Source organism: Myroides guanonis (assembly GCF_900114085.1).
Classification (GTDB): Bacteria; Bacteroidota; Bacteroidia; order Flavobacteriales; family Flavobacteriaceae; genus Flavobacterium; species Flavobacterium guanonis.
The window spans coordinates 60551-84482 of the sequence record NZ_FORU01000002.1; the positions used below are offsets into that span (position 1 = coordinate 60551).

The following is a 23932-nucleotide window of genomic DNA, read 5'->3' on the forward strand; positions in this document are numbered from 1 at the left end:
CTATCTAAAACAGCAAAAATATTCAAAACACTAAAGAACAGAGATAAATTACCTCTATTATTTTTACACTTAATTTGGATATTTAATATTTTAAGATAACTTTGTTAAAATATGTTTTTTTAGAAAATCCACTTACTGAACTCCATACTTTTCATTAACAATTCTAATTTTTCTTCTACCTCTCTTCCTATGATTCAAAAACATCAGACAAAGTTCTCTTTAAAACAGATACTAAAGCAATTAAATGATCGAAAAAAACAATAATTAAAAATATAGGTCTAATAAGCCATTACTCTATTGATTTCAACCATAACAAATATTTTTTATTTTATTACCAACAATCAAATTATTGAATCTAATATTAGCCATATCTACAAAACTAATTTCAGATACGATAAAACAGGAAATTTCGAAAAATCCAAAATGCCAATTATGATTCCTGAACAAACTGAAGTAAAGAAAAAACAACCTAATCAGAAAATTACTAGAAGATAGACCTTATAAATATGAAACACATACTTATCTTAAAATCGTTAAAAGTTAATCCAATTAATAAATTATGAGAGAATTTTTCAAACCCATTTTAATTATGGGATTTTTAGCCCTATTTACATCGTGTACAAGTGATGATAATGAAGTCGATAAAAAAGCCCCAGAGACAACAGAACTAATTGTCCCTAGCTCTATGTCTATTACTTATCCAACCGAACAAAACTCATCAGAGTATTATCAATTTGAATATATTGATAATACTAATTACCTCTCTAAGATGACAATAAATTATAGTGACAACTCTATAGAAAGAGGAACACTTATTTATGAGAACAACTTACTTACTAAAATCCAAAGTTCTATTGATGGCGAATCGAACAGTATGGATTTCAATTATAACACAGATCATAAAGTAACTTCAATTATATCTTCCGGAGAGGATGAAACTTCTTTATATTTAGAATACAACGAAGATGGTTTAATATCATTTATTAATCCAGAAGAAGAGAATAGCCCTGTTTATTTTTCTTTTATATATAATAGTTCAAAATCGATCGTTAAAAGTGAAATGCTTTACTTCGGAGAACCTATCGGATATTCTTCATCATTTGAGTATGACGATAAATTCCCTCCTTTCAAAAACACCAACATAAAATTTGACTTAGGCCAATATGACTTATTGTCTCTAACTATGTTCAACCAAAAAAACTACCACAACATATCAAAAATAACAACATCTCTTAGTGAAGATGAAAAAATGATTTACACTTTTGAGTATACTTATAATAATGATGGATATCCTTCTAAAGTTATCAAGACAGAAGTAGGTACAGGTGTTGAGAGTATTATAACCTATGAATATAAAACCATTACAATTACTCAATAATGGAATTAAGAAGTAAAATTCTAAAACTCAGAAGTACAACATTTCCATAATTACAACAAATCCAAAAAACAAACATTTGAAGAGAAATCACGTGATTACGAAACACATACAATCGGATATTATTTATTTTTAAATCGCAATAAATTAATTCTATAAATCATGATAAAATTTATAAAACCCATTTTAATTATGGGGTTCTTAACATTATTTACATCCTGCACAAGTGATGACAATAAAGACAGCAAAAAAGATCCAAAGAATACAGAACTAATTGTTCCCACTTCTATGTCTATACTATATCCTAAGAATGGAGACGTAGCAAATCATTATACATTTGAATACACTGATGAGAATAGCACTATTATCTCAAAAGTAAACATAACCTTCTTTAATTCGAAAACTGAATCAATAACTCATATTTATGATGAAGGAAAACTAGTTGAATTTCAAAGTCTTTATGAAGGAAAATCTAGCACTACGAATATTAAATACGACAATGATAATAGAATAACTTCTATAAAAGGTAATTCCCCTTATTTTCTTAAATATAATAAAGTTGGTTTAATTACATCCATAATACCATATCAAGAAAACAATGATACTTACTACTCGTTTAGTTACAATAATGCCAAATCTATTACTAAAAGCGAAATATTAGACAGAGGTAAATCTACTGGTACTTTTACAACATTTGAGTATGACAACAAAAACACTCCATTTAAAAACGCAAATGTAAAAATGGATTTGATGAATCAATATGACATATTGTCTACAACCATGTTCAATCAAGAGAACAATCATAATATCAATAAAATAACACACAACTACTCTCAAGGTGATATTACTTCTTTTACCTACGATTATACCTATAATACTAATGAGTATCCCACGAGAGTTATCAAAACACTTGTAGGTACAGGTGTCGAGAGTATTATAACCTATGAATATAAGACAATCACCATTACCGAATAACACACAAAAGCTTCCTTCCGGAAGCTTTTGTCTTTTCACACCCTATCTCTACTTAGGCGCTATTCTTTGTGGCTGCTTCACTTCTGGCCAAGATTCTCTATCCCCATTTTTCTGCAAAGGAAGTTCTATTTTTTCTCGCGATACCATTTCATCCGCTTCACTAGCTTTGTAGGCTAGAATAGCTATCAATATTGCATTACTTCGAATATCATCAAATACTATTTTATCATAAGTATCTCTATTAGTATGCCAAGTATATCCTCCATATCCCCAATTCAATGACCCAAGCATAAATGCTGGAATTCCAACACTCACAAACGACGAATGGTCAGACCCTGAAGAAGAAGGACTACCTAGAAAAGTTGTTTTTAAATCACTCTTATAAGCTTCAGGAACAGCTTGTAGCCAATCCCCTAGAAAAGCGTATGAATTTAAAAAACCTTGACCCGATAAATTCACTATTCTCCCTGTCCCACTATCTTGGTTCAAAACTACTTGTATTTTATCGTGTAATTCTGGATGATCTGCTACAAACGCTCTAGAGCCGTTCAAACCTTGCTCCTCACTCCCCCAATTTCCAATTAAAATAGTTCTTTTGGGATTAGGTAATACCTTTTTCAAAATGCGTGCTGCTTCCATTATGGTTATAATTCCAGTCCCATTATCAGTAGCTCCAGTAGCTCCATCCCAACTATCCAAATGTGCAGACAAAACCACATATTCATCTGCTTTCTCCGATCCTTTCAATTCAGCTATTGTATTATAAGTCTCTGTAGTTCCCAAATCTTTAGAATCGGCTTGTACGTGTATTCTTGGTTTTTGTCCCTTTTCTGCCAATCGATACAACAATCCGTAATCTTCTACTGATAAGTCAACGGTAGGTATTCTAGTAGTTTCAGCCCCAAACACACGATTTGCTCCCATAATACCTGTCCAATACGACATTAATACTCCTACAGCACCTGCACTCTCCAACACCTTCGGGAGTTCTTTTAAACTATGCCCCGTATTAGAGATTCGTTTTGCCCAAGCTCCATCAACCTCAGCTTGTTCCTTTTTGTACTTCTCATAAGACTCTGGAGTTGCATATTCTTTCCACTGATGATCAGGACGACCCGATATGGTATTTTTTGAAATCAATACAAACTTACCTTTTACTTGTTTCAAAAGTTCTTTAAATTCCGCAGCGGTTGTAGCTTCTGGTAAAACTACTACCTCGGCTTCTATTCCTTTTTTAACAGTTGCAGGACTCCAAGCTAGTTGTCTGCCTTCTAAAGACTGAATCCTAGGACTTGTCATCGCAATGGTTGTCACTCCTCGATCCCATGCTTTCCAAGTCCCATACGCTTCGTTACGCGCTTCAAAGCCCAATCCTATATAAGAGTTTTTAACCCAATCATGCGCTTGTTTCATTTGAGGTGTTCCAACCAAACGAGGACCTATAACATCTATCAACTCAAAGGCGTAGTTTTCTAACTGGGAGTGTTCTGTTGCTTCCTCAATAATTTGGTCTACTACTTTATCTTTTGTTTGTGCACATAAAAAAGTGCTAGAAACACAGAAAAGCCCAACCACAATCACTCGACTGTATTTAGAAAAATGTAAACTTTTCTTCATAAATTTTAATAATATGATTTTTATAGAAGCCAAAATAAAACATACCGATATGAATCACAACTAAACACCTCTATTAATTCAAAAAAGATATTTGAATTAATAGATTACGAAGAACTTCTACCTTTGTAGCTTCTTACTAATTTGTTATGGCACAATCTAAAAACAGCATTAAAGGAATTCTATTTGCACTAATATCATCGGGTACATTTGGACTCGTACCGCTCTTTTCACTCCCTTTAATGGTTCCTAGCTTACGCCCAGAAGGAATTCTAGCTATTGGTGTACCTACTATCTTATTCTATAGGTTTCTATTCTCTTCGGTAACCATGGGAGCGGTTTGCTCTTTTAAGAAAATCAGTTTAAACATCAATCTAAAAGATATTGGAATGATTTTTTTATTAGCCTTGCTTTACGCTGCAACCGCAAAATTCTTGGTAGATTCTTATGAGTACATCGCAAGTGGTTTAGCTACAACCATTCATTTCTTATATCCAATCTTTGTTAGCTTTATAATGATTAGTTTTTTTAAAGAGAAGAAATCTGCAATATTACTCATAGCCGCTTTACTATCACTACTAGGCGTGGGGTTTATGTGCTGGCATGGAGAGACCTCAAAAGGATTAGCAACTGGATTAATTCTTTCTGCTATTACTGTCTTTACATATGGTCTATATATTGTGGGACTCAACAAATCTAGAGTATCCCTAATTCCTGTTGAAACACTCACCTTTTATGTCTTATTCTTTGGTTGTATTATTTTCTTCGTTTATGCTTTATTAACTACCGGTATTGAACCCATAAATCTTACAAGTGACTGGATAAATCTTATTTTTCTGGGGTTCTTTGCAACGTTTATTTCTGACCTAACGCTTGTTTTGGCAGTTAAATATGCGGGTTCTACTATCACTTCCATTTTAGGTTCTATGGAACCTGTTATTGCAGTGTTAATAGGTTCTTTCTTTTTTGCAGAACACTTTGATATGTATAGTACCTTGGGGCTTCTCTTAGTCTTATCATCTGTAACGCTCGTTATCTTATTTAATAAAAGCGAATAAAAAACTCTCAACTTCAGGTACTTTTAATTTTAGATTGAAATAACAGAAACGTGAATGCACCAAAGAAATAACAAAATACATCGTAAACATCCGCGGTATAACGAGAATAAAATTGGGGTAGATACCATTCAAAGAACAAGCTATAATAAGTAGCAAGCGCTATTGCAACAACCCATGAAACAGAAAACTCTTTTCCCTTAATCTCCCTAATGAATGCAAGAACAATCCACAATACTATAGGAAGTATTAATAAGTCATTAAAGTAATTTCTAATAAAAGAAGGCAATACCACACCCGTTTTCTGACTTACATTTATGAGCAGTCCAAAGAGAAGAAGCGTCAAAAAATATCGGTTACACAAGATTCTCATGCAACAATCATAGCTACTAACCATGCGATGAATGCTCCAATTGTCATAGCGACCACCCAAGTTGTATATATTAACTCAAAAAAGATACGTACTATCCAAAATCTATGATTTCTCATTTTTTGGATATATAACTCAAAACTTGATGGTTTCTTTTCTAACTCAGCTTTCAAAACCTCTTTATCTCTTTTCGCTCTAACAATCTCTCTTTGCTTTACTACAGACAGTAAACTACCACAAGCTTCGCAATGATCATTATTTACATTAAACACACCACATTTTGAACAACGTATATGAACTTGGCTACCCATTTTTAGGTCAAAGATAGTAAGCTTTTAATCAAATCCATCTATATATAAATCTTTAGAGAGTTTTCTCTTAATCTGTTTCCTCCAAAAAAAACAAAAGCTCTACATTCAAATTCAAGCACTTTGCTAATTTTAAAGCTAAAACAGTCGAAGGAATATAACGATTCGTTTCGATAGAGTTAATAGTCTGTCTTGAAACTAGTAATAAATCAGCTAATTCCTGTTGTGTTAATCCAAGCTTTGTTCGCTCAATTTTTATGTTATTCTTCATTTCCTTTATTTTCGTTAACATAGCACTCAAACCAAAACATTAGATTCGTAGTAAGCAATACTACAAATAAATTTTGTTCTGCCGTAGGATAAGAATCAAGCCAATCCAACCAAACAAACACCATATTCACAAAACTATATGTCACTCCAAATATCAACCCTCCTAAAGCATTGTTCAATCTAATTTGAATAAACATTTCGTCTTCAAGTTTTCGTTTTGTAAGAAACATCAATAGCAATCCTATATTTAAAATAGAAAACACTAAATGTGATAATATTTTAGAGTCTACTCTTTCTACCATTTTCAAACCAGCAGAACAAATTCCCAATACCAATATAAAATAAGGTATCCAACGCAACTTTCGAGGAAGTAATTTTAATTTCAACATAATTATAAGTTTTTTATTATAGAACACAAATGTAAAGCAAACTTTACAAAAAGACAAACAAGCTTTACATTTTGTAATTTTATATTAAATACCTATTTTTGCCAAAAATCACAATATAATGAATATCATAAAAATTGGACTAGGACTACTTCTATTACTTACTATCTCATGTAATTCAGATGATGGTATGGATCTGAGAAAAGATAGGGTGTTGGTAAAGGAAATCGTAATAGCAGATCTTCCTAACAAAAAAAATTATAAAGAAAACACTCTTATAGAATACAATAAAAATGCGTTTGTTACAAAGATTACAGCAAAGGTTGAGTATTACGACGAACAACTTTTACCCAACGGGCAGATTAATAGAGGCATTTTTAAAGTTAATAAAACTCAGACCATACATTATAAGAAAGATTCTTTAATAGATAAGATAGTAATCCAGACAGGCTCTCTACAAGAGACGAAAGAGTTCGTGTATAACGATTTAAATCAGATAGTCACTATTGAAGAAACTAATTTGAATACCCATTTTAAATATAATGAGCTTGGATTAGTAATTGAAATTACAACTATAGACAAAAGAGATTCTTGGACAAATTCTATCGAAAAAATAACGTATGACGAGGAGGGGAACCTACTCTATCTTATCCACAGTATTCCCCCTTTCGAAGACTATAACTATAGATTCGACATTGAGTTGTACGACCTACAACACGCTTTTGTGAACACCAATATAAATCTATCGTTCTACGACGAATTACGCCAAACAAAAGGATGGAAAGGAATAAGTTTCTCATCTCCTAATTTATTATCTAATTTTGAATATGTCTACAAAGGTAAGAAGGCCATAAAAAAAATTACTCATAACGATACGTACTCGCCAATATACTATGATAATTATGAGGTTATGGAAGTCAATCGTAATTTTATTTCAGCGTATTATAGAGATGCTAAGTGGCTACCAAAAGTTCATGTGTACTATAAATTTTATTAACCCTTTAAATTCTAAACACAAAAGAATAGGAACTTTTCGCTCTTAATTTTTTTACTATCAGTGTTGTGAACTATTTAAAAAAAAATATTTACTACTACGCAACCATTATCTATTTTATAATTTGAAAGAATTAGGTTGTTTTCACTAAAAAACTACTAAGCTATGAATCTCATAAAATACGGACTAGGACTACTTACTCTATTATCAATCTCTTGTAATTTGGATGATACTATTCCAGATAGAAGAAATGATAAGATTTTGGTAAAGGAAATCGTTACCGAAAATCCCTATAATAAAAATACGTATAAGCAAAACACATTCATAAAATATAATCGAAATGCTTTTGTAACTAATATTAAAACTGATATTGAATATTACGATGAACAATTTTTACCAGATGGAACTGTAAATAAAGGAATTGCAAAGATTAATAAAACTCAAACCATACATTATAAGAAGGATTCTTTAATAGACAGAATAGTTACCGAAACAGGATCCCTTCAAGAAATTCAGAAATTCAGATATAATGATTTAAATCTGATAATAGCTATTGAAGAGACTAATTTGAATACCCATTTTAAATATAATGAGCTTGGATTAGTCGATCAAGTTAAAATTATGGATAAAGAAGATTCTTGGGTGTATTATACAGATAACATATATTATGACGAACAAGGTAATTTGCTTTCTTTTTTTCATTGCAAAACCACTTCATCAGGGTGTGGCATTAAATTCAACATTGAGTTATACAACCAACAACACCCTTTTGTCAACTCCAATATAAACCTATCATTCTACGACGAATTGCGTCAAATAAAAGGGAAAGATACTGAAGGTTACGCATCCTCTGAATTATTGTATAATTTTGAATATGTGTATAAAGGTAAGAAAGCCATTAAATCAATTATACATAACAATACGTACAATTCAGTATACTATGATAATTATGAGATTACAGAAACCAATGGTGACTTTATTTCAGCGTATTATAGAGAGGCTAAATGGCTACCAAGAGTTAATGTATATTATAACTTTTATTAGCACTTTAAGGCCTATGCATAAAAAAAGCGAGAACTCCCGTTCTCGCTTTTTTCAATATATAACCTTAGGTAAATTAACCTTTATAATTCACTAAAAAATCAACCAAGGTTCTTACCCCTGTTCCAGTTCCTCCATTACCTTTATAATCTCTAGGAGATTCCATCCAAGCTGGTCCTGCAATATCAATATGCACATATGGATGTTTTGCAAAATGCTCTAAGAACTTACCTGCTGTGATAGTTCCTGCAAAACGACCTCCAATATTTTTCATATCAGCTATAGAAGATTTCAACAAATCTTTATAGTCATCCCAGAAAGGTAATTGTGCCAAACGCTCATGCACGTTATATCCCGAAGCTACTATCGCTTTAATCACCTCTTCATTATTACCCATAATACAAGAAGCAGTATCACCAGCAACTACTAGGGCAGCTCCAGTTAACGTTGCAGCATCAATAATTACCTCAGGTTCGTATTGATTTGCATAAGCAATTGCATCCGCCAATATCATACGTCCTTCTGCATCAGTATTCAACACTTCAATTGTAGTCCCATCATACATGGTAATTACATCACCTGGCGCATACGCATCTCCACCTGGTCTATTATCCGTTGCAGGTATCAAACCTATTACATGTACATTTAAATGATTCAATGCAGCTGCATAAATAGTTCCAGCCATACATGCTGCTCCACCCATATCGCTTTTCATTGAATCCATTGACCCTGCTGTCGGTTTTAAACTCAACCCTCCCGTATCATATACCACTCCTTTTCCTACTAATACAATAGGCTTCTTATTGATTGGGTTCTCTGGTTTATACTCCATGATAGTAAAAGTAGGTTGTTCTACAGAACCTCTATTAACAGCCAACAAACCTCCCATCTTCATCTCCTCTATTTGCTTTCTCTCCAAAACCTTTACTGAGAAATTCGCTTCTTTTCCCAAAACTTCAATCTCTCTAGCTAATTGAGTAGCATTTAAAAAGTTTACTGGTTCGTTTACCATTGTACGAGCCCAATAAACAGCTTTAATTGTATTGTTTAAATCAGCCACTTCTTTTTCTGTGAAATCACCTTGCACACCTATAGTGTTTAAAATATATTTCTTCTCTTCACCATCTTTAAAATACTTTAAAAATTGGTAATTTGACAACTCAAAACCTTCTACCAAAGCTAAAGTAGCTTTTCCTTCTCCAATCACATTTAAGTTTGTAGCCTTAGTTTCTAATTGTTTTCTGATATTAAAACCAGCTAAACGCATTTTTTCTAAATCACTATTCTCTTTTACAAAAAAGAAATACTGCTCTCCAATTTTAGAAAAGCCTTCTTCTTTTTTACTATCAACAAAAACTTTTACAAACTCTTGTAGCAAAACTGGAACCTCAACATTACTATTCTCCTTACCTATTACAAATACAAGATTTTCTGCTTTATTAATATCTTTAATTAATTGTATCATATTGTGTTTTTTAATATCTCACAAATATACAATATTTGTAAAGAGGTAATAAATCGACCTACTTAATCATTGTTATTTATTCAAAATTATATTTAACTAAACCAATTTTCTCCAACAACCAACAACCACCATATTATTGGAACGCTTTCAACCCAAAAAAGCGTGAAGTACTTAGACTTTTTTGGAGAAGCCTCTCGAGTAAAATACCATACCAAAGTAACAATAACTAGATTATTCCAAGCTTGAATTGATTCGAAACCAACTTTAAAAAACTCCAATACATAAAATGGAATCAATAATAATAAAATCAATTTTTTAGTCTTTTCAACCCCCAAAGTTTGTGGTACTGTTTTTAACCTCTTATCGTCAAATTGTAAATCAACAATTTCAAAAATAAGAATCAATATAAGCACGAGGAGAAATCGTTGAATAAACTTAATTCCAATATCGAAAGTCATATCTACACCTGCGTTAACTATCGGCAATATCAAGCTTACCCCAGCCCAGCAAAGTGAAACTATATATATTTTAACACCTGCCCAATTGCGTAAATTCGGGATCTTAGGATTAATCGGGATAGCATATAAAACAGATAATAGCAAAAAACCAATTGTCACCAATTGTGTTAAAGGTTCTAACATGAAAAAGCAAATTATACCCGTAATCATTGCGATTACACTTATACCTATCACCCATTTCATATCACTAGAAAGTGTATTACGGTTTCGATAAACTACATCAGCATATTTTATGAAATTATAAGAAAAAAGAGTTCCTGAGAAAGCCAAAAGAGATACAATAGGATCAAAAGGAATTTTAGAAAAATAAAAAGTCATTTGTACCAATGCAAAAACTGCAACAGCAACATGCACGCTACCATTAAGATATAAATAAACCAGTCTTTTTAATGCATTTTTAATCATTTTGTTTAGAATTTCTCTTCCAAAAGTGCTGTTTTCAAAATTAGCTTTATTAATCGAGACAATTATCAGATTTATAGTTATTTTTGTCGGTTTAAACACAACTTTTATTTATTAGAAGAATGAAAACAAATGCATTTGCTTTAAGACACATTGGTCCTAGACCATCCGATTTAGAACAAATGTTCAAAACTGTAAAAGTCAAGAACATAGAACAACTAATCGACGAAACCTTTCCAAACGCTATTCGCTTAAAAGAGGAGTTACAATTAGAGCCTGCTATGACTGAATATGAGTATTTAGCTCACGTTCAAGAAATGGGTAATAAAAACAAAGTATTCCGTTCTTTTATTGGATTAGGTTACCACGAACCAGTGTCTCCTGCAGCGATTATCAGAAATGTTTTTGAAAATCCAGGTTGGTACACTGCTTACACTCCTTACCAAGCAGAAATTGCACAAGGACGTCTTGAAGCATTATTAAATTTCCAAACAACAGTTATTGAATTGACAGGAATGGAAATTGCCAATGCCTCTTTACTTGATGAAGGAACTGCAGCAGCAGAGGCTATGGCTTTGTTGTTCGACGTTAGAACAAGAGACCAGAAAAAAAATAACGCAAATAAGTTCTTCGTTTCTGAAGAAATTTTGCCACAGACTTTGTCTATTCTCCAAACACGATCTACTCCAATTGGTGTTGAACTAGTTGTTGGAAACCACGAAACATTTGAATTCGGAGATGATTTCTTTGGTGCTATATTACAATACCCAGGTAAATACGGACAAGTTCACGACTATGCCTCTTTTATCAATACAGCAAAAACAAAAGATATAAAAGTTGCAGTAGCAGCTGACATTCTATCGCTAGTATCTCTAACTCCTCCAGGAGACATGGGTGCAGACGTTGTTGTTGGAACTACACAACGTTTTGGAATTCCACTAGGATATGGTGGACCACATGCAGCTTACTTTGCAACTAAAGAAGAATACAAACGCAGTATGCCAGGTCGTATCATTGGAGTTTCAATTGATATGAATGGAAACCGCGCATTGCGTATGGCTCTACAAACTCGTGAGCAACATATTAAACGTGAAAAAGCGACATCAAACATCTGTACAGCCCAAGTATTGTTAGCAGTAATGGCTAGTTTCTACGCTGTTTATCACGGTCCAAAAGGATTGCGTTTTATCGCTAACCAAGTTCATGCAAAAGCAGTTACTTTATCAAATCAATTAAAAGCTTTAGGTTTCGAACAAACCAACAGTGCTTTCTTTGATACGATTGTAGTAAAAGCAAACAGCAGCAACATTAAGGCGATTGCAGAAGAAAACAATATCAACTTCTACTATGTAGATGCTGACACGGTTTCTATAGCTTTAAATGAAACTGTAGAATTAAAAGACATCAATGCTATCTTAAACATTTTTGCTAAAGCGGCAGGAAAAACAGCTACTGAAGTAACTGTGTTAGATGAAGCTACTATTTCATACCCTGAAAAATTAAAACGTACTTCTTTGTTTCTTGAACACGATGTATTCAACAGTCATCATTCAGAAACTCAATTAATGCGTTATATTAAGAAACTAGAGCGTAAAGACTTGGCATTAAACCAATCTATGATTTCTTTAGGTTCTTGTACAATGAAATTAAATGCAGCAGCAGAAATGCTTCCATTAAGCAACCCTCAATGGAACAACATTCACCCTTTTGCACCAGTTGAACAAGCTGTTGGATATATGGAAATGCTAAAATCCCTAGAAAACAAATTAAGCGTTATCACAGGATTTGCAGGAACTACATTACAACCTAACTCGGGAGCTCAAGGAGAATACGCCGGTTTAATGGCAATTCGTGCATACCACCTTTCAAGAGGTGATTCACAAAGAAACATTGCTTTGATTCCTGCATCAGCACACGGAACAAACCCTGCATCAGCAGCAATGGCTGGAATGAAGGTTGTTGTAACTAAAACTACTGAAGAAGGAAATATTGATGTAGCTGATTTAAGAGCTAAAGCAGAACAATACAAGGACAATCTTTCATGTTTAATGGTTACATATCCTTCTACACATGGAGTTTATGAATCTGCAATTATGGAAATCACTCAAATCATTCATGACAATGGTGGTCAAGTGTATATGGATGGTGCAAATATGAATGCTCAAGTAGCTATTACAAACCCTGCTAAAATTGGAGCAGATGTTTGCCACTTGAACTTACATAAAACTTTTGCAATTCCTCACGGAGGTGGAGGTCCTGGAGTTGGTCCAATTTGTGTTGCAGAACACTTGGTTCCTTTCCTACCTACAAACCCAATTATCCCAACGGGAGGTTCAGAAGCAATCACAGCAATTTCAGCAGCACCCTTCGGATCTGCATTGGTTTGTTTGATTTCTTACGGATACATTACTATGTTAGGAACTGAAGGTTTAAAAAGCGTTACACAACATGCTATTTTAAACGCAAACTACATGAAAGCACGCTTAGAAGAGCACTACACTATCTTATATACTGGAGAGCAAGGAAGAGCGGCGCACGAAATGATTGTTGACTGTAGAATGTTTAAAGAAAAAGGTATTGAAGTAACCGACATCGCTAAACGTTTAATCGATTACGGTTTCCACGCTCCTACTGTTTCTTTCCCTGTTGCTGGTACATTAATGATTGAACCTACAGAGAGTGAAGGCATTGAAGAAATAGACCGTTTCTGTGATGCTATGATTGCTATTCGTCAAGAAATTGAAAATGCAACTATAGAAAACCCAGTAAACGAATTGAAAAATGCACCTCATACTTTAGCTATGCTAACAGCAGATACATGGGACTTCCCTTATTCTAGACAAAGAGCTGCATATCCATTAGAATATGTTGCAGAGAACAAATTCTGGGCTACTGTACGTCGTATTGACGATGCATACGGTGACAGAAACTTAATGTGTTCTTGTGCACCAATAGAAGCATACTTAGAAAACTAAGTCACTGTTTAAATTAACATCTATTCAAAAGAGTAGATGTTAATTTACATTTATAAAAAAGGGTCGTTGCGATTTAATCACAACGACCCTTTTTTTATTTAGTTACATAAAATTACTGTTCATCTACAACACGCTGACTCACAACTTTTATATCCTGTTCTTTCTTCTTCGGATAAATCAACAAAACATCTTTTCTATCCACTATAATATAGTCATCTAAACCATCAACAACAACTGTCTTTCCAGGCTCAGTACGAATAATATTATTAGTTGCATTTTCAGAAAAAACCTTTGCATTTACAATTGCATTATCATCTCCATCCTTAGGTAACTTGTCATAAAGTGAACCCCAAGTTCCCAAATCGTTCCAATCAAAAGTAGCAGGCAGAACAAACACATTCTTTGCTTTCTCCATAACAGCATAATCAATAGATATACTATCTACTTCAGGATAAAACGTATTTATAAAATCTTGCTCCCCTTTAGTGTTATACGTTTCAATACCACTATTAAATTGTGCAATCATACTAGGCTGAAACTTTGTAAATGCTTCTAAAATAGCTCTTACACTCCACACGAATATCCCGGAATTCCATAAAAAATGTCTACTCTGAATAAACTTCCTTGCTGTGACATAGTCCGGTTTTTCTCTAAACTGCACAACTTCTTTAACCTGTCTTGAATCTAACTTATCAAATTCAATATAGCCAAAACCAGTATTAGGATAAGTAGGTAATATACCTAAAGTCATTAAGATATTCTCTCTCTCACAAACATCAAAAGCTCTCTGCAAATTAGCTACAAATTGCATTTCATCTTCTATCCAATGATCGCTAGGTGCAACAACCATCAAAGCATTAGGATTCATTTTTTGTATTTTCATTGAAGCATACAGAATACACGGCGCAGTATTACGCATAGCCGGTTCCAATATTATCTGCTCTTGAGACACAGATGGCAATTGCTCCATTACTATATCATTATATTTCTCATGTGTCAATACAAGGATATTTTCCTTTGGAATCAACTGCGACAGTCTCGAAAATGTTTTCTGAATTAAAGTCTCTCCCGAACCTAACATGTCGTGAAACTGTTTTGGAAATTCTGGTGTACTTACTGGCCAAAATCGTGAACCAACTCCACCGGCCATTATTACAGCATAATAATTACTGTTCATACTTTTATTTTTTAATAACATATTGAGTTAAAAGCTCTACCTCAGCATTTGCTTTAAACGTATATAATCGTTGTGTTTTAATCTCTAAACACTCAAATCTTTTTATTCTCAATGGTCCCTTCTTAAATATTTGTCCTGTGCGAATCCTGAAATGACTTCCTTGAGGAACTTCAAAAACAAAACAAAGTTCCTGATCTCTTTCACTATAACGCTTCATAGCAATCGACAAAGCTGCATCGGTATCACTACTTGCTGATGGATTCCTAAAATGTCGAGCTAACAAAGGTAAGATATCATTAGGGAAAATCTCGGGTCTAATAAAAGGCACCATCAAATGTTGAAAGGTCATTTTCCATTCTACCCCATGAGGTTTAATCCTAGTTCCATACTTCTCAAAAGCAACCAAATGAGCAATCTCATGAATCAAAGTCATTAAAAACTGATAAGGATTCAAAGTTGCGTTGACGGTTATCTCATGCTGACCATGCAAATTCTTTCTATAATCTCCATGACGAGTCACTCTTTCATTCACTATTTTAAGATGAACCGAACTCATTTTTATAAGTTCAAAAACAGGTCTCACAGCTCCAGCAGGAATATACTTTTTTAATATCTCTTCCAAATCTTAAACATTATGGAGTGGTACTCGATGCCTGTAATGTTTTACCATTAAAATATCGTTGCCCATTCAAGGCAAAATCAACCAGAAAACGAGCCATTTCAGCAGGTTCTAACGGTGCCTTATAACCCGGAAAAGCTTCTTCTAACATTTCTGTTTGAACAGCCCCTAAAGCAACTGAATTAAACGAAATTCCTCTTTCTTTAAACTCTTCTGCCAATAATTCTGTCAAAATAATAACTGCACCTTTACTTGAACTATATGCTGCTAGACCAGGAAATTTTACACTACCTTGAATCCCTCCAATACTACTTACTGTCACTACATGACTACCAACACTCATAAACGGTATGCAAATTCTCGTTAAAGCTGCAACAGCAAAAACATTCACTTTATAAACGTATTCGAACTCAGCGGTTGTAATTTCTTCAAACGGTTTATTCACAATCGCTCCCGCATTATTAACAAGAACATCTACTTTACCCCATGACTCTTGAATGTATCTTTCTATTTTCGCCAAATCTCCCTCATTAGTAATATCAGCTTGAATACAAACCACATCTTTAACTGATTCTAGTTCTTTAGCTATATTTCTAGAAACAGCCAAAACTTTATTTCCTTCTTTTGCAAACTGAAGAGCTATTTCCAATCCAATACCTCTACTAGTCCCAGTAACTATTATATTTTTCATTTATTATTTTTAATTAATCCCAATGGTGCATTTATCAATTCTTGAACCACTGGTGCTATATCTTTAGTAAATGCTTCTATGTGTTTTAAATCCATTTCCTTATATTCATCCTTAACATGATGATAATATGGATAATTCTCAAAATCGAAGGAGCTAAATGTATGCGATGGAGTTCCAAACTCCAAATAAAACGGATAATTATCAGAACGTTTAAATAAAGACCTTTCTGACTCACCTTCAAAATAACCAATTAGATTTATTTTTTTTGAATGAATTATATCTGCCAGATTCGACTTATCATATCCCGTTAAATAAGCCAGATAATTACGGTCCATCCCTACTCCTAACATTTCAAAATTCAACATTAATCCAACATTATACCCCTCTGACTTTAATTTTTCAGCTAAATGCTCTGAACCTAACAAACCATCTTCCTCTGCCGTAAAATAAGCAATTATCACACTTCTTTTAAGCTCACTTTTTGACAAATAACGAGTTATTTCTGTCAATATTGCCACTCCAGAAGCATTATCATTCGCACCATTTGCAATAATATCTTCATTATCATTCATTTGTTTTTTCAATCCAATATGATCGTAATGAGCCCCCAGAACAATATATTCATCTTTTAGAATCTTATCAGTTCCCGGAAGCAAACCTACAACATTCCATGTATTCGGAAAATTAGTTAACGTATCTTTAAATGAAGCAAACAAAGGTTTTACCTGATAGTCTTCCATCTTGTTGATTAGAAACTCTGAGGCCAATACATTACCAGCTTCTCCCGACTTACGTCCTTGTAATTCATCAGACGACAAATAGAATAAAGTTTCTTTAATTGCATTTAAATCAACTTCATTAGTTCTATTTAAAACAGTAGAATTAGAAGAGCAAGACAGTAGAATGAAAAACACTACACCTACATAAAATTTCATATCTAAATTTTGAAGTAAAAATACAAAAAAACCCGCTTTGATATACAAAACGGGTTTTTAAGCTTTATTCATGTACCCTCTATGCAAGCATAGTAACTGGATTTTCTATATAACTTCTCAATGTTTGCAAGAACTGAGCTCCTGTAGCCCCATCAACCGTTCTATGATCGCAAGCCAGTGTGACAGTCATAGTGTTTCCAACAACAATCTGACCATTCTTAACGACTGGTTTCTCCTCTATAGCACCAACTGAAAGAATTGCTGAGTTAGGCTGATTGATGATTGAAGTGAAAGATTGAATTCCAAACATTCCTAAATTCGAAACTGTAAAAGTACTTCCATCCATTTCAGCAGGTTGAAGTTTCTTCGTTTTCGCTTTAACTGCCAATTCCTTCACTTTCTCTCCGATTTGAGTTAAACTCATCTGATCAGTAAAAGGTAAAACAGGAACCACTAATCCGTCTTCTACAGCAACAGCAACTCCAATATTTACGTGATGATTGATAACTGTAACATCATCTTTCCATTGCGTATTAACTTGTGGATGTTTTTTCAATGCCATTGCACACGCTTTCACAACCATATCATTAAATGAAACTTTAGTATCAGGTAACGTATTGATTATTTTTCTAGAAGCCATTGCTTCATCCATTGAAATTTCAATAGTCAAATAATAATGCGGAGCCGTAAACTTAGATTCAGCTAAACGACGTGCAATTGTTTTACGCATCTGTGAATTCTTCACTTCCTCAATATTAACTTCACCCGCTGGAGCAAATGTTTTAACAGAAGATACATTTGTATTTGACACAACAGAAGGTACTTTCACAGAAGGAACGTAATTTTCTACATCGCGTTTTACTATTCTTCCATTTTCTCCGGTTCCACTAACATCAGCCAAATTCACACCTTTATCAGTTGCAATTTTTCTAGCCAATGGTGATACAAATACTCTACCTGTAACTGTGTTTTCAGATACAGTAACAGTTTGAGGCATTGTCTCGATAACTTTCTCCTGTACTGACTCTTGTTTTCTTTCTACTTGTATTTCTCTTTCCTCCAATGGATTTTTTCCAGCCTTAACAGACGCTACCAATCCATCTACATTAGTTCCTTCAGGTCCAACAATAGCTAATATACTATCTACTGGAGCCGACTCCCCTTCGTTAATACCAATATAAAGAAGTGTCCCAGATTGAAAAGACTCAAACTCCATTGTCGCTTTATCAGTTTCAATTTCTGCAAGAATATCCCCTTCCTCAACTTTATCTCCAACCTTTTTAATCCAAGTAGCAACTGTACCTTCAGTCATAGTATCACTTAAACGTGGCATTGTAACAATCTTCACGTCTTTAGGAATACTAACTTCTTGATTAGAATCATTTTTAGCAACAACTTCTACCTCAGATTTCACATCTTCTTTTTCAGAAGACTTCTCAACACTTACTCCATTGATAAGGGCAGAAATATCTTCTCCTTCATTTCCAATTATAGCAAGTAATGAATCTACCGGAGCTGCCTCCCCTTCTTCTAATCCGATATATAACAATGTACCCGAATGAAAAGATTCAAATTCCATTGTCGCTTTATCAGTTTCTATTTCAGCTAAAATGTCGCCTTCAGAAATCTTATCTCCTACTTTTTTAAGCCATGTCGCAACAACACCTTCTGTCATGGTGTCGCTCAAACGAGGCATTGTAATTACTTCTGCCATAATATCATTTATAATTTATGAGGTAAAAAAGGATAATCTTGTTGGTCATATACCACATCATACATTACGCTCAAATCTGGGTACGGAGATTCTTCTGCAAACTTCTCACATTCTAACACCAAATCTTTCACACGCTGATCCATTGCCTGAATTTCCTCTTCTGTTGCGTAATTATTTTCCTTAATAACATCAAGAACTTGTGTTATAGGGTCAATTTTCTTATACTCTTCTACTTCCTCTTTTGATCTATAAAGTTGTGCATCAGACATAGAGTGACCTCTATATCTATATGTTTTCATTTCCAAAAATGTAGGTCCATCACCTCTTCTAGCTCTTTCTATCGCCTCATACATCGCTTCTGCAACCTTTACAGGATTCATACCATCAACTGGCCCACAAGGCATCTCATACCCTAATCCTAACTTCCAAATATCAGTATGATTTGCAGTACGTTCAACAGAAGTACCCATAGCATATCCATTATTCTCAACAATGAATACTACTGGTAATTTCCAATTCATAGCCATATTGAATGCTTCATGCAAAGAACCTTGTCGTGCAGCACCATCTCCAAAATAAGTAAGAGTAACCCCACCTGTTTCGAAATATTTATCAGCAAATGCTAAACCAGCACCTACTGGAATCTGTCCTCCAACAATTCCATGTCCACCATAAAAATTATGCTCCTTTGAAAAAATATGCATTGAACCTCCAAGTCCTTGAGAAGTCCCAGTTGCTTTCCCCATTAACTCAGCCATGATTCTCTTAGGATCCACACCCAATCCTATCGGTTGAACGTGGTTTCTATAAGCAGTAATCATTTTATCTTTCGATAAATCCATAGCGTGTAAAGCTCCTGCCAACACAGCTTCCTGTCCATTGTATAAGTGTAAGAACCCTCTTACCTTTTGTTGTATGTATAAAGCAGCCAGTTTATCCTCAAACTTTCTCCAAAATAGCATATCCTCATACCATTTTAGATAAACCTCTTTTGTAATTTCTTTCATATGATTTTACTTTACGTCAGTGGAATATCCACTTATAATACAGATTTTATATAATCCATCCAAATCTATGGAATAGCAAAAATAGCATATCCCGACTAGACTGGAAAATTTATTTGAATGATTTTAAATTCATCCTCATTTTACACCACTTTATCATCACTTTCTAACGTCTAATTCTTCTCTATTTCAGCAAACCATCTTTCTAAAAACAAAACCACCCATAAGATTCGATTTCTATGGATGGTTTTACAATTTTAAAATGTCTTTTACTCCTTGTTTATATCTTTACTTTTTATTTTAATAGCAAAATAGGCTAGAGTTAATCCACATACAATTAACAAAGGAATATAATCGTCAATTGGTGCTGGATCTGGATCGTCATCTCCAGGTGGAACCCCAGGTCCAAAATCATAAGGATGATTATCCCTTTCATCATATTGACCATATACATCTGTAATAAACAATGACGAAATAGATAAGATAAAGACGAACAACTTAGATGCTTTTTTCATAATGAATCTAATTATAATTTTATAGTATGATTTTTTTTATCTGAACACCAGCATCCTTCAACTCAATTCTAACAAAATATTTACCCTTTGCATAGGTAGAACAGTTAATTTCAAATTCACTTTGCCCTAACACTCCAGAATCATATATAACCTTCCCCTGTATATCCAATAATGAAACCCTAGACAATTCCTTGTTTCTAACACCAACTTTTAAATACCGTTCTTTTACATAAAGATAGACTTCATTATCCTCACTCGAAAAATCAGCGATTGACAACAAACTATCTTCATAAATTATCTCAAACCTATCGTCAAAAACACCAACCTCGCTATAAAAAGTATAAGCATCCTCAGAAATACACACAACCCTTTTCAAGTAATGATCCTTCAAATAAATATCCTGTCCTTCAAAAAAGACCCCATCAGTGTTAAGCAAACTAATAACATAGTCACCGGACTGTTTTACTACAAATCGTAGATTTACTTTATCGTTCTTGCTAAAAGGAAAAGATCTTCCTTGAATAAGATATGGGTGTCCATGCAATAAGGTTGTTAAACCAATTGAATTCTCAGTCAATATAGAAGCATCATACAATCTATCAACCCCATCAGTTCCTCCTTCTACATAACCTATCAAGACCTGTGAAAAAGATTGATTCTTTATATCTTTAAACCCCAACCAATATCTATCCAAACCATTCGTGTTGACCACTAAACTCGAATCAACTTTATTAGAAATCCTCATGTCATTTGTAAACAAAATATCATTTGCAATATTTGCTTTTACAACAAACCCTTCGGAAGTGTTTAAAAATGATGTGGGTACAAAAGAACTATTGTCGGCAGATACTGCGCCAAGCTTATTGTAAACAGCATAATTACTACCCTTATACTCACCCTTAATTTCATCAAAATCATTAGCATTCACATAAATATAAGCCGAAGCATCAATATGCTTATTTTCTTCGAAAAAGGCATCCAGATCAATTAATGAAGGATAAGGATTTCCTATTAAATTAAATCCTAATCCAGAACTACTAATAGTCACTTTTACTTCATCATTATTCAGAGGTCCTTTGAAAACACCTTTGAAAATCTGGGGTATAACAGTAAAATCATTTGGCGTACGTATACCATAAGCTCTTCCGACTTCAAAAGAACTAATTGAATCTATTCCTCCGTTAACAAATGAGTTAGAGAAAGTATCATAATTGTAAAATCGATTGTGCAAGGTTCTGCTTGAAAAGGAATGCAAATTCTGTCCATTTACAGGAGCAGAAAAGACCATATAATCTAACCTCTTTAAAGGGACAGTTTCAATTTCCACCTTAACATTTCCAGAGTTCACTGCACCCTTCTCTTGCAAAACATTCGATCCATTAGAAAAAACAATAACCCCATTATTAGTAATATCCCCCACTATCAACTCGTCATTTGAATTCAAAACAAACTCTATACCTGACTCAACTTCAAGCGAATGCACTTCCAGATCCCCTTGCGATTTAAAATCACCTTTAATTAAAGCAATTGCATTTCTATTAGGTTTACCATTGGACCAACTAATCCCATCCCAAATTGTTTTTCCAACACTCCCATGATAGCAAGTCCACTCGATATCATCTACAATTACTTGCATAGACTTTACATTTCTTAACTCAATCACAATATCTCCAGAAATATTAATACTATCTACAGTAAACAGATGCTCACTATAATCATCAAATGGTATAGACATCCCCTTTGACTCACCATTAATAAAAAGTTCTACTTGACGATTGCCCGAACCAGTAAACCCTTTATACAATTTAGCAGAAAAACTTCCTATACCAGTAGAAATCTTACTAGAATACACCCTACTCTCATCTCCTAATCTACGTAGCATTATAGCACTTCCATCAATTCCTGATCCATTTACATCTGAATTTTCATTACGACACTCTACATAATTCCATACCACATTATTATTACCAATAAATGTTCCATCAGAATAACTTGAAGGCAGAGATATACCAACAAAATCTTCAACACCACAATCTGGAGTATCTTGTAGAACAACCAATAATAACTCTTCTTTTAATTCTTTATAATATTGATTTCCCTTTTGAGAGGCTATGATTTTCGTAACACCAATTCCTTTCACTTGTAGAATATTAGCATTTACATTTGCAATAGTCGTATCTAATACACTATAAGAAATCTTTAAATTAGCATTAGTCTTCTCAAATAAGCTATAAACGGTTTGATTTATATCCAAAACAACATCCTCCGTATTAATCAAAGATTGGTCAGCCTTATCAATAATAATACTAATAGACTTAGCCACACTATTGCCTAAAGCATTTGATGCAACAACATTAATCGGAAAGACTCCAGTCTCTATAGGTGTGCCCGAAAAAGTTCCCATTGAAAAGGAAACTCCTGTTGGAATAGGCCCAACAACATTAAAACTAGTAGGAGAATTTGAAACAGTAATTACCTCACTCATAAAAGATCCGTAAACACCGTCAACTTGAGTAGTTATAATCTCAGGAACAGATGTAACTGCATCAGAAACTATTTTAATTGAATCGATAAAAAAACGAGAATTATTTGACGCCTCTCCTCTAAATACAATCTGACTAAGTGGAGTACCTCCAATTATCGATATAGAATAGCTAGAGAAACCACCCTTAGTTAATAAAACCGAAGAAGCAGATAATATCCCTCCACCAATAATATCTAACTGTATAGACGTTTTCTCGGTGATAGCATTCCAAGCACCGGCACTAAAAGTCAAGACAGCATCTCCATTTAGTCCTGTAAGAAACGGCGTAGTCAATTCCCCTTTCTGGGTGGTCGTTCCCAATTTCAAACACTCAAATCCTTTAAATCCTTTTAGAATTGTCCATGAACCTAAAGAACTCATTGGGCTTCCCGCAATACTACCTGACCAATTAGCATCATTTCCGCCAGAGCCTAAAACCGAATCAAAATTTTCTTCTAAAATTACAGATTGAGAAAAAGCGGAACCACAATAAAAAATCATCAAGAAACCTAGTAAAAACCTTCGAAATAACCTCATAATAATTAAATTTAACAATAGTTATATTAAATTTAAATAAATTATTTTAATCCTCAAAAAATGATTAAAGCTTATTTTTCAAAAAACACCAAACTATGTTAAATAAAAAAAGCCCTTGTCGTATGACAAGGGCTTTAAATATTTCGAAACTTATAATTTAAGCTTGGCCAGTAGGTCCAAAATTCATTGGAATATTCGGATTATCAGAATCTGAAATCTCACCATTAGTTGCTTCAAACCTTCCTATATTATCCTCTAGCGCTCTTAATAAACGCTTTGCATGTTGAGGAGTCAATATTATTCTTGATTTAACACGAGCTTTTGGAACACCAGGCATGATATTCACAAAATCAACCACAAACTCAGTATCAGAATGATTAATTATAGCAAGATTAGAATAAGTTCCTTCTGCTATTTTCTCATCTAATTCAATATTAAATGGATTTTGATCTTTATCATTATTCATAA

General features: G+C 33.7%; 21 protein-coding genes and 2 pseudogenes. 6 read left to right on the plus strand and 17 right to left on the minus strand.

Going from position 1 to position 23932, the window contains the following annotated elements; all coding sequences use genetic code 11:
* Positions 1-559: 559 nt before the first annotated feature.
* Entirely contained in the window at positions 560-1378 is an 819-nt protein-coding gene (locus BM024_RS02330) for a hypothetical protein (protein ID WP_143077706.1), read from the plus strand.
* Positions 1379-1537: 159 nt separating this feature from the next.
* Entirely contained in the window at positions 1538-2350 is an 813-nt protein-coding gene (locus BM024_RS02335) for a hypothetical protein (protein ID WP_143077707.1), read from the plus strand.
* A gap of 48 nt (positions 2351-2398) precedes the next feature.
* Here BM024_RS02335 and BM024_RS02340 read toward each other — a convergent pair whose 3' ends face one another.
* Positions 2399-3967, minus strand: a complete 1569-nt coding sequence (locus BM024_RS02340) for a M20/M25/M40 family metallo-hydrolase (protein ID WP_090677857.1) — start codon at positions 3965-3967, stop codon at positions 2399-2401.
* Positions 3968-4113: 146 nt separating this feature from the next.
* Between BM024_RS02340 and BM024_RS02345 the strand changes: the two genes are divergently transcribed.
* Positions 4114-5022 carry a DMT family transporter gene (locus BM024_RS02345; RefSeq protein WP_090677858.1) on the plus strand — a complete coding sequence of 303 codons (909 nt, stop codon included), beginning with the start codon at positions 4114-4116 and terminating at the stop codon, positions 5020-5022.
* A 13-nt stretch (positions 5023-5035) separates the two neighbouring features.
* Here the strand turns inward: BM024_RS02345 and BM024_RS02350 are convergent, their stop codons facing one another.
* The 4 genes from BM024_RS02350 to BM024_RS02365 all read right to left on the minus strand — a co-directional run bounded on the left by BM024_RS02350 (position 5036) and on the right by BM024_RS02365 (position 6356).
* Complete coding sequence (locus BM024_RS02350; RefSeq protein WP_143077708.1) at positions 5036-5365, minus strand: hypothetical protein; 330 nt, start codon at positions 5363-5365, stop codon at positions 5036-5038.
* A 23-nt stretch (positions 5366-5388) separates the two neighbouring features.
* Complete coding sequence (locus BM024_RS02355; RefSeq protein WP_090677860.1) at positions 5389-5700, minus strand: hypothetical protein; 312 nt, start codon at positions 5698-5700, stop codon at positions 5389-5391.
* A gap of 67 nt (positions 5701-5767) precedes the next feature.
* Positions 5768-5968 (minus strand): helix-turn-helix transcriptional regulator, encoded by a 201-nt coding sequence (locus BM024_RS02360; RefSeq protein ID WP_090677861.1) that lies wholly within the window; start codon positions 5966-5968, stop codon positions 5768-5770.
* The gene (locus tag BM024_RS02365) at positions 5958-6356 is read right to left on the minus strand and encodes a hypothetical protein (protein WP_090677862.1); all 399 of its coding nucleotides are present in this window, start codon (positions 6354-6356) and stop codon (positions 5958-5960) included. Before BM024_RS02365 ends, BM024_RS02360 begins: the two co-directional genes overlap by 11 nt.
* A 118-nt stretch (positions 6357-6474) precedes the next feature.
* On the opposite strand from BM024_RS02365, the gene BM024_RS02370 reads away from it, so the two are divergent.
* Positions 6475-7350 carry a hypothetical protein gene (locus tag BM024_RS02370; protein ID WP_090677863.1) on the plus strand — a complete coding sequence of 292 codons (876 nt, stop codon included), beginning with the start codon at positions 6475-6477 and terminating at the stop codon, positions 7348-7350.
* Between the two features lie 162 nt (positions 7351-7512).
* Complete coding sequence (locus tag BM024_RS02375) at positions 7513-8391, plus strand: hypothetical protein (RefSeq protein WP_090677864.1); 879 nt, start codon at positions 7513-7515, stop codon at positions 8389-8391.
* Positions 8392-8464: 73 nt separating this feature from the next.
* Here the strand turns inward: BM024_RS02375 and BM024_RS02380 are convergent, their stop codons facing one another.
* Together BM024_RS02380 and BM024_RS02385 are read right to left on the minus strand one after the other, a co-directional pair.
* A complete protein-coding gene (locus tag BM024_RS02380; protein WP_090677865.1) occupies positions 8465-9853 on the minus strand; it encodes a leucyl aminopeptidase family protein in 1389 nt (462 codons plus the stop codon).
* A 92-nt stretch (positions 9854-9945) separates the two neighbouring features.
* The gene (locus tag BM024_RS02385) at positions 9946-10776 is read right to left on the minus strand and encodes a UbiA prenyltransferase family protein (RefSeq protein WP_090678084.1); all 831 of its coding nucleotides are present in this window, start codon (positions 10774-10776) and stop codon (positions 9946-9948) included.
* Between the two features lie 119 nt (positions 10777-10895).
* Here BM024_RS02385 and gcvP point away from each other — a divergent pair, with 119 nt between their 5' ends.
* On the plus strand, positions 10896-13748 hold the full coding sequence (gcvP, locus tag BM024_RS02390) for an aminomethyl-transferring glycine dehydrogenase (RefSeq protein WP_090677866.1): 2853 nt from the start codon (positions 10896-10898) through the stop codon (positions 13746-13748).
* A 112-nt stretch (positions 13749-13860) separates the two neighbouring features.
* Here gcvP and BM024_RS02395 read toward each other — a convergent pair whose 3' ends face one another.
* From BM024_RS02395 to BM024_RS02435, 10 genes and pseudogenes are all read right to left on the minus strand, one after another.
* Positions 13861-14925 carry a mannose-1-phosphate guanylyltransferase gene (locus BM024_RS02395; protein ID WP_090678085.1) on the minus strand — a complete coding sequence of 355 codons (1065 nt, stop codon included), beginning with the start codon at positions 14923-14925 and terminating at the stop codon, positions 13861-13863.
* Positions 14926-14929: 4 nt separating this feature from the next.
* Positions 14930-15547 carry a SprT-like domain-containing protein gene (locus tag BM024_RS02400; protein WP_090677867.1) on the minus strand — a complete coding sequence of 206 codons (618 nt, stop codon included), beginning with the start codon at positions 15545-15547 and terminating at the stop codon, positions 14930-14932.
* Between the two features lie 10 nt (positions 15548-15557).
* Entirely contained in the window at positions 15558-16235 is a 678-nt protein-coding gene (locus BM024_RS02405; protein ID WP_090677868.1) for an SDR family NAD(P)-dependent oxidoreductase, read from the minus strand.
* Entirely contained in the window at positions 16232-17170 is a 939-nt protein-coding gene (locus tag BM024_RS02410; RefSeq protein WP_090677869.1) for a M28 family metallopeptidase, read from the minus strand. The genes BM024_RS02405 and BM024_RS02410 overlap by 4 nt, the downstream gene beginning before the upstream one ends.
* A gap of 79 nt (positions 17171-17249) precedes the next feature.
* Positions 17250-18530 (minus strand): annotated as a pseudogene (locus tag BM024_RS02415) (dihydrolipoamide acetyltransferase family protein); the annotation flags it as partial.
* An 86-nt stretch (positions 18531-18616) separates the two neighbouring features.
* Positions 18617-18884: pseudogene (locus BM024_RS13885) on the minus strand (biotin/lipoyl-containing protein); the annotation flags it as partial.
* Between the two features lie 8 nt (positions 18885-18892).
* Positions 18893-19891 carry a pyruvate dehydrogenase (acetyl-transferring) E1 component subunit alpha gene (gene pdhA / locus BM024_RS02420; protein WP_090677871.1) on the minus strand — a complete coding sequence of 333 codons (999 nt, stop codon included), beginning with the start codon at positions 19889-19891 and terminating at the stop codon, positions 18893-18895.
* Positions 19892-20157: 266 nt separating this feature from the next.
* Entirely contained in the window at positions 20158-20403 is a 246-nt protein-coding gene (locus BM024_RS02425; protein ID WP_090677872.1) for a hypothetical protein, read from the minus strand.
* A gap of 19 nt (positions 20404-20422) precedes the next feature.
* Positions 20423-23464, minus strand: a complete 3042-nt coding sequence (locus BM024_RS02430; RefSeq protein WP_143077709.1) for a T9SS type A sorting domain-containing protein — start codon at positions 23462-23464, stop codon at positions 20423-20425.
* A 157-nt stretch (positions 23465-23621) separates the two neighbouring features.
* Positions 23622-23930, minus strand: a complete 309-nt coding sequence (locus BM024_RS02435) for a DUF3467 domain-containing protein (RefSeq protein ID WP_090677874.1) — start codon at positions 23928-23930, stop codon at positions 23622-23624.
* Positions 23931-23932 lie beyond the last annotated feature (2 nt).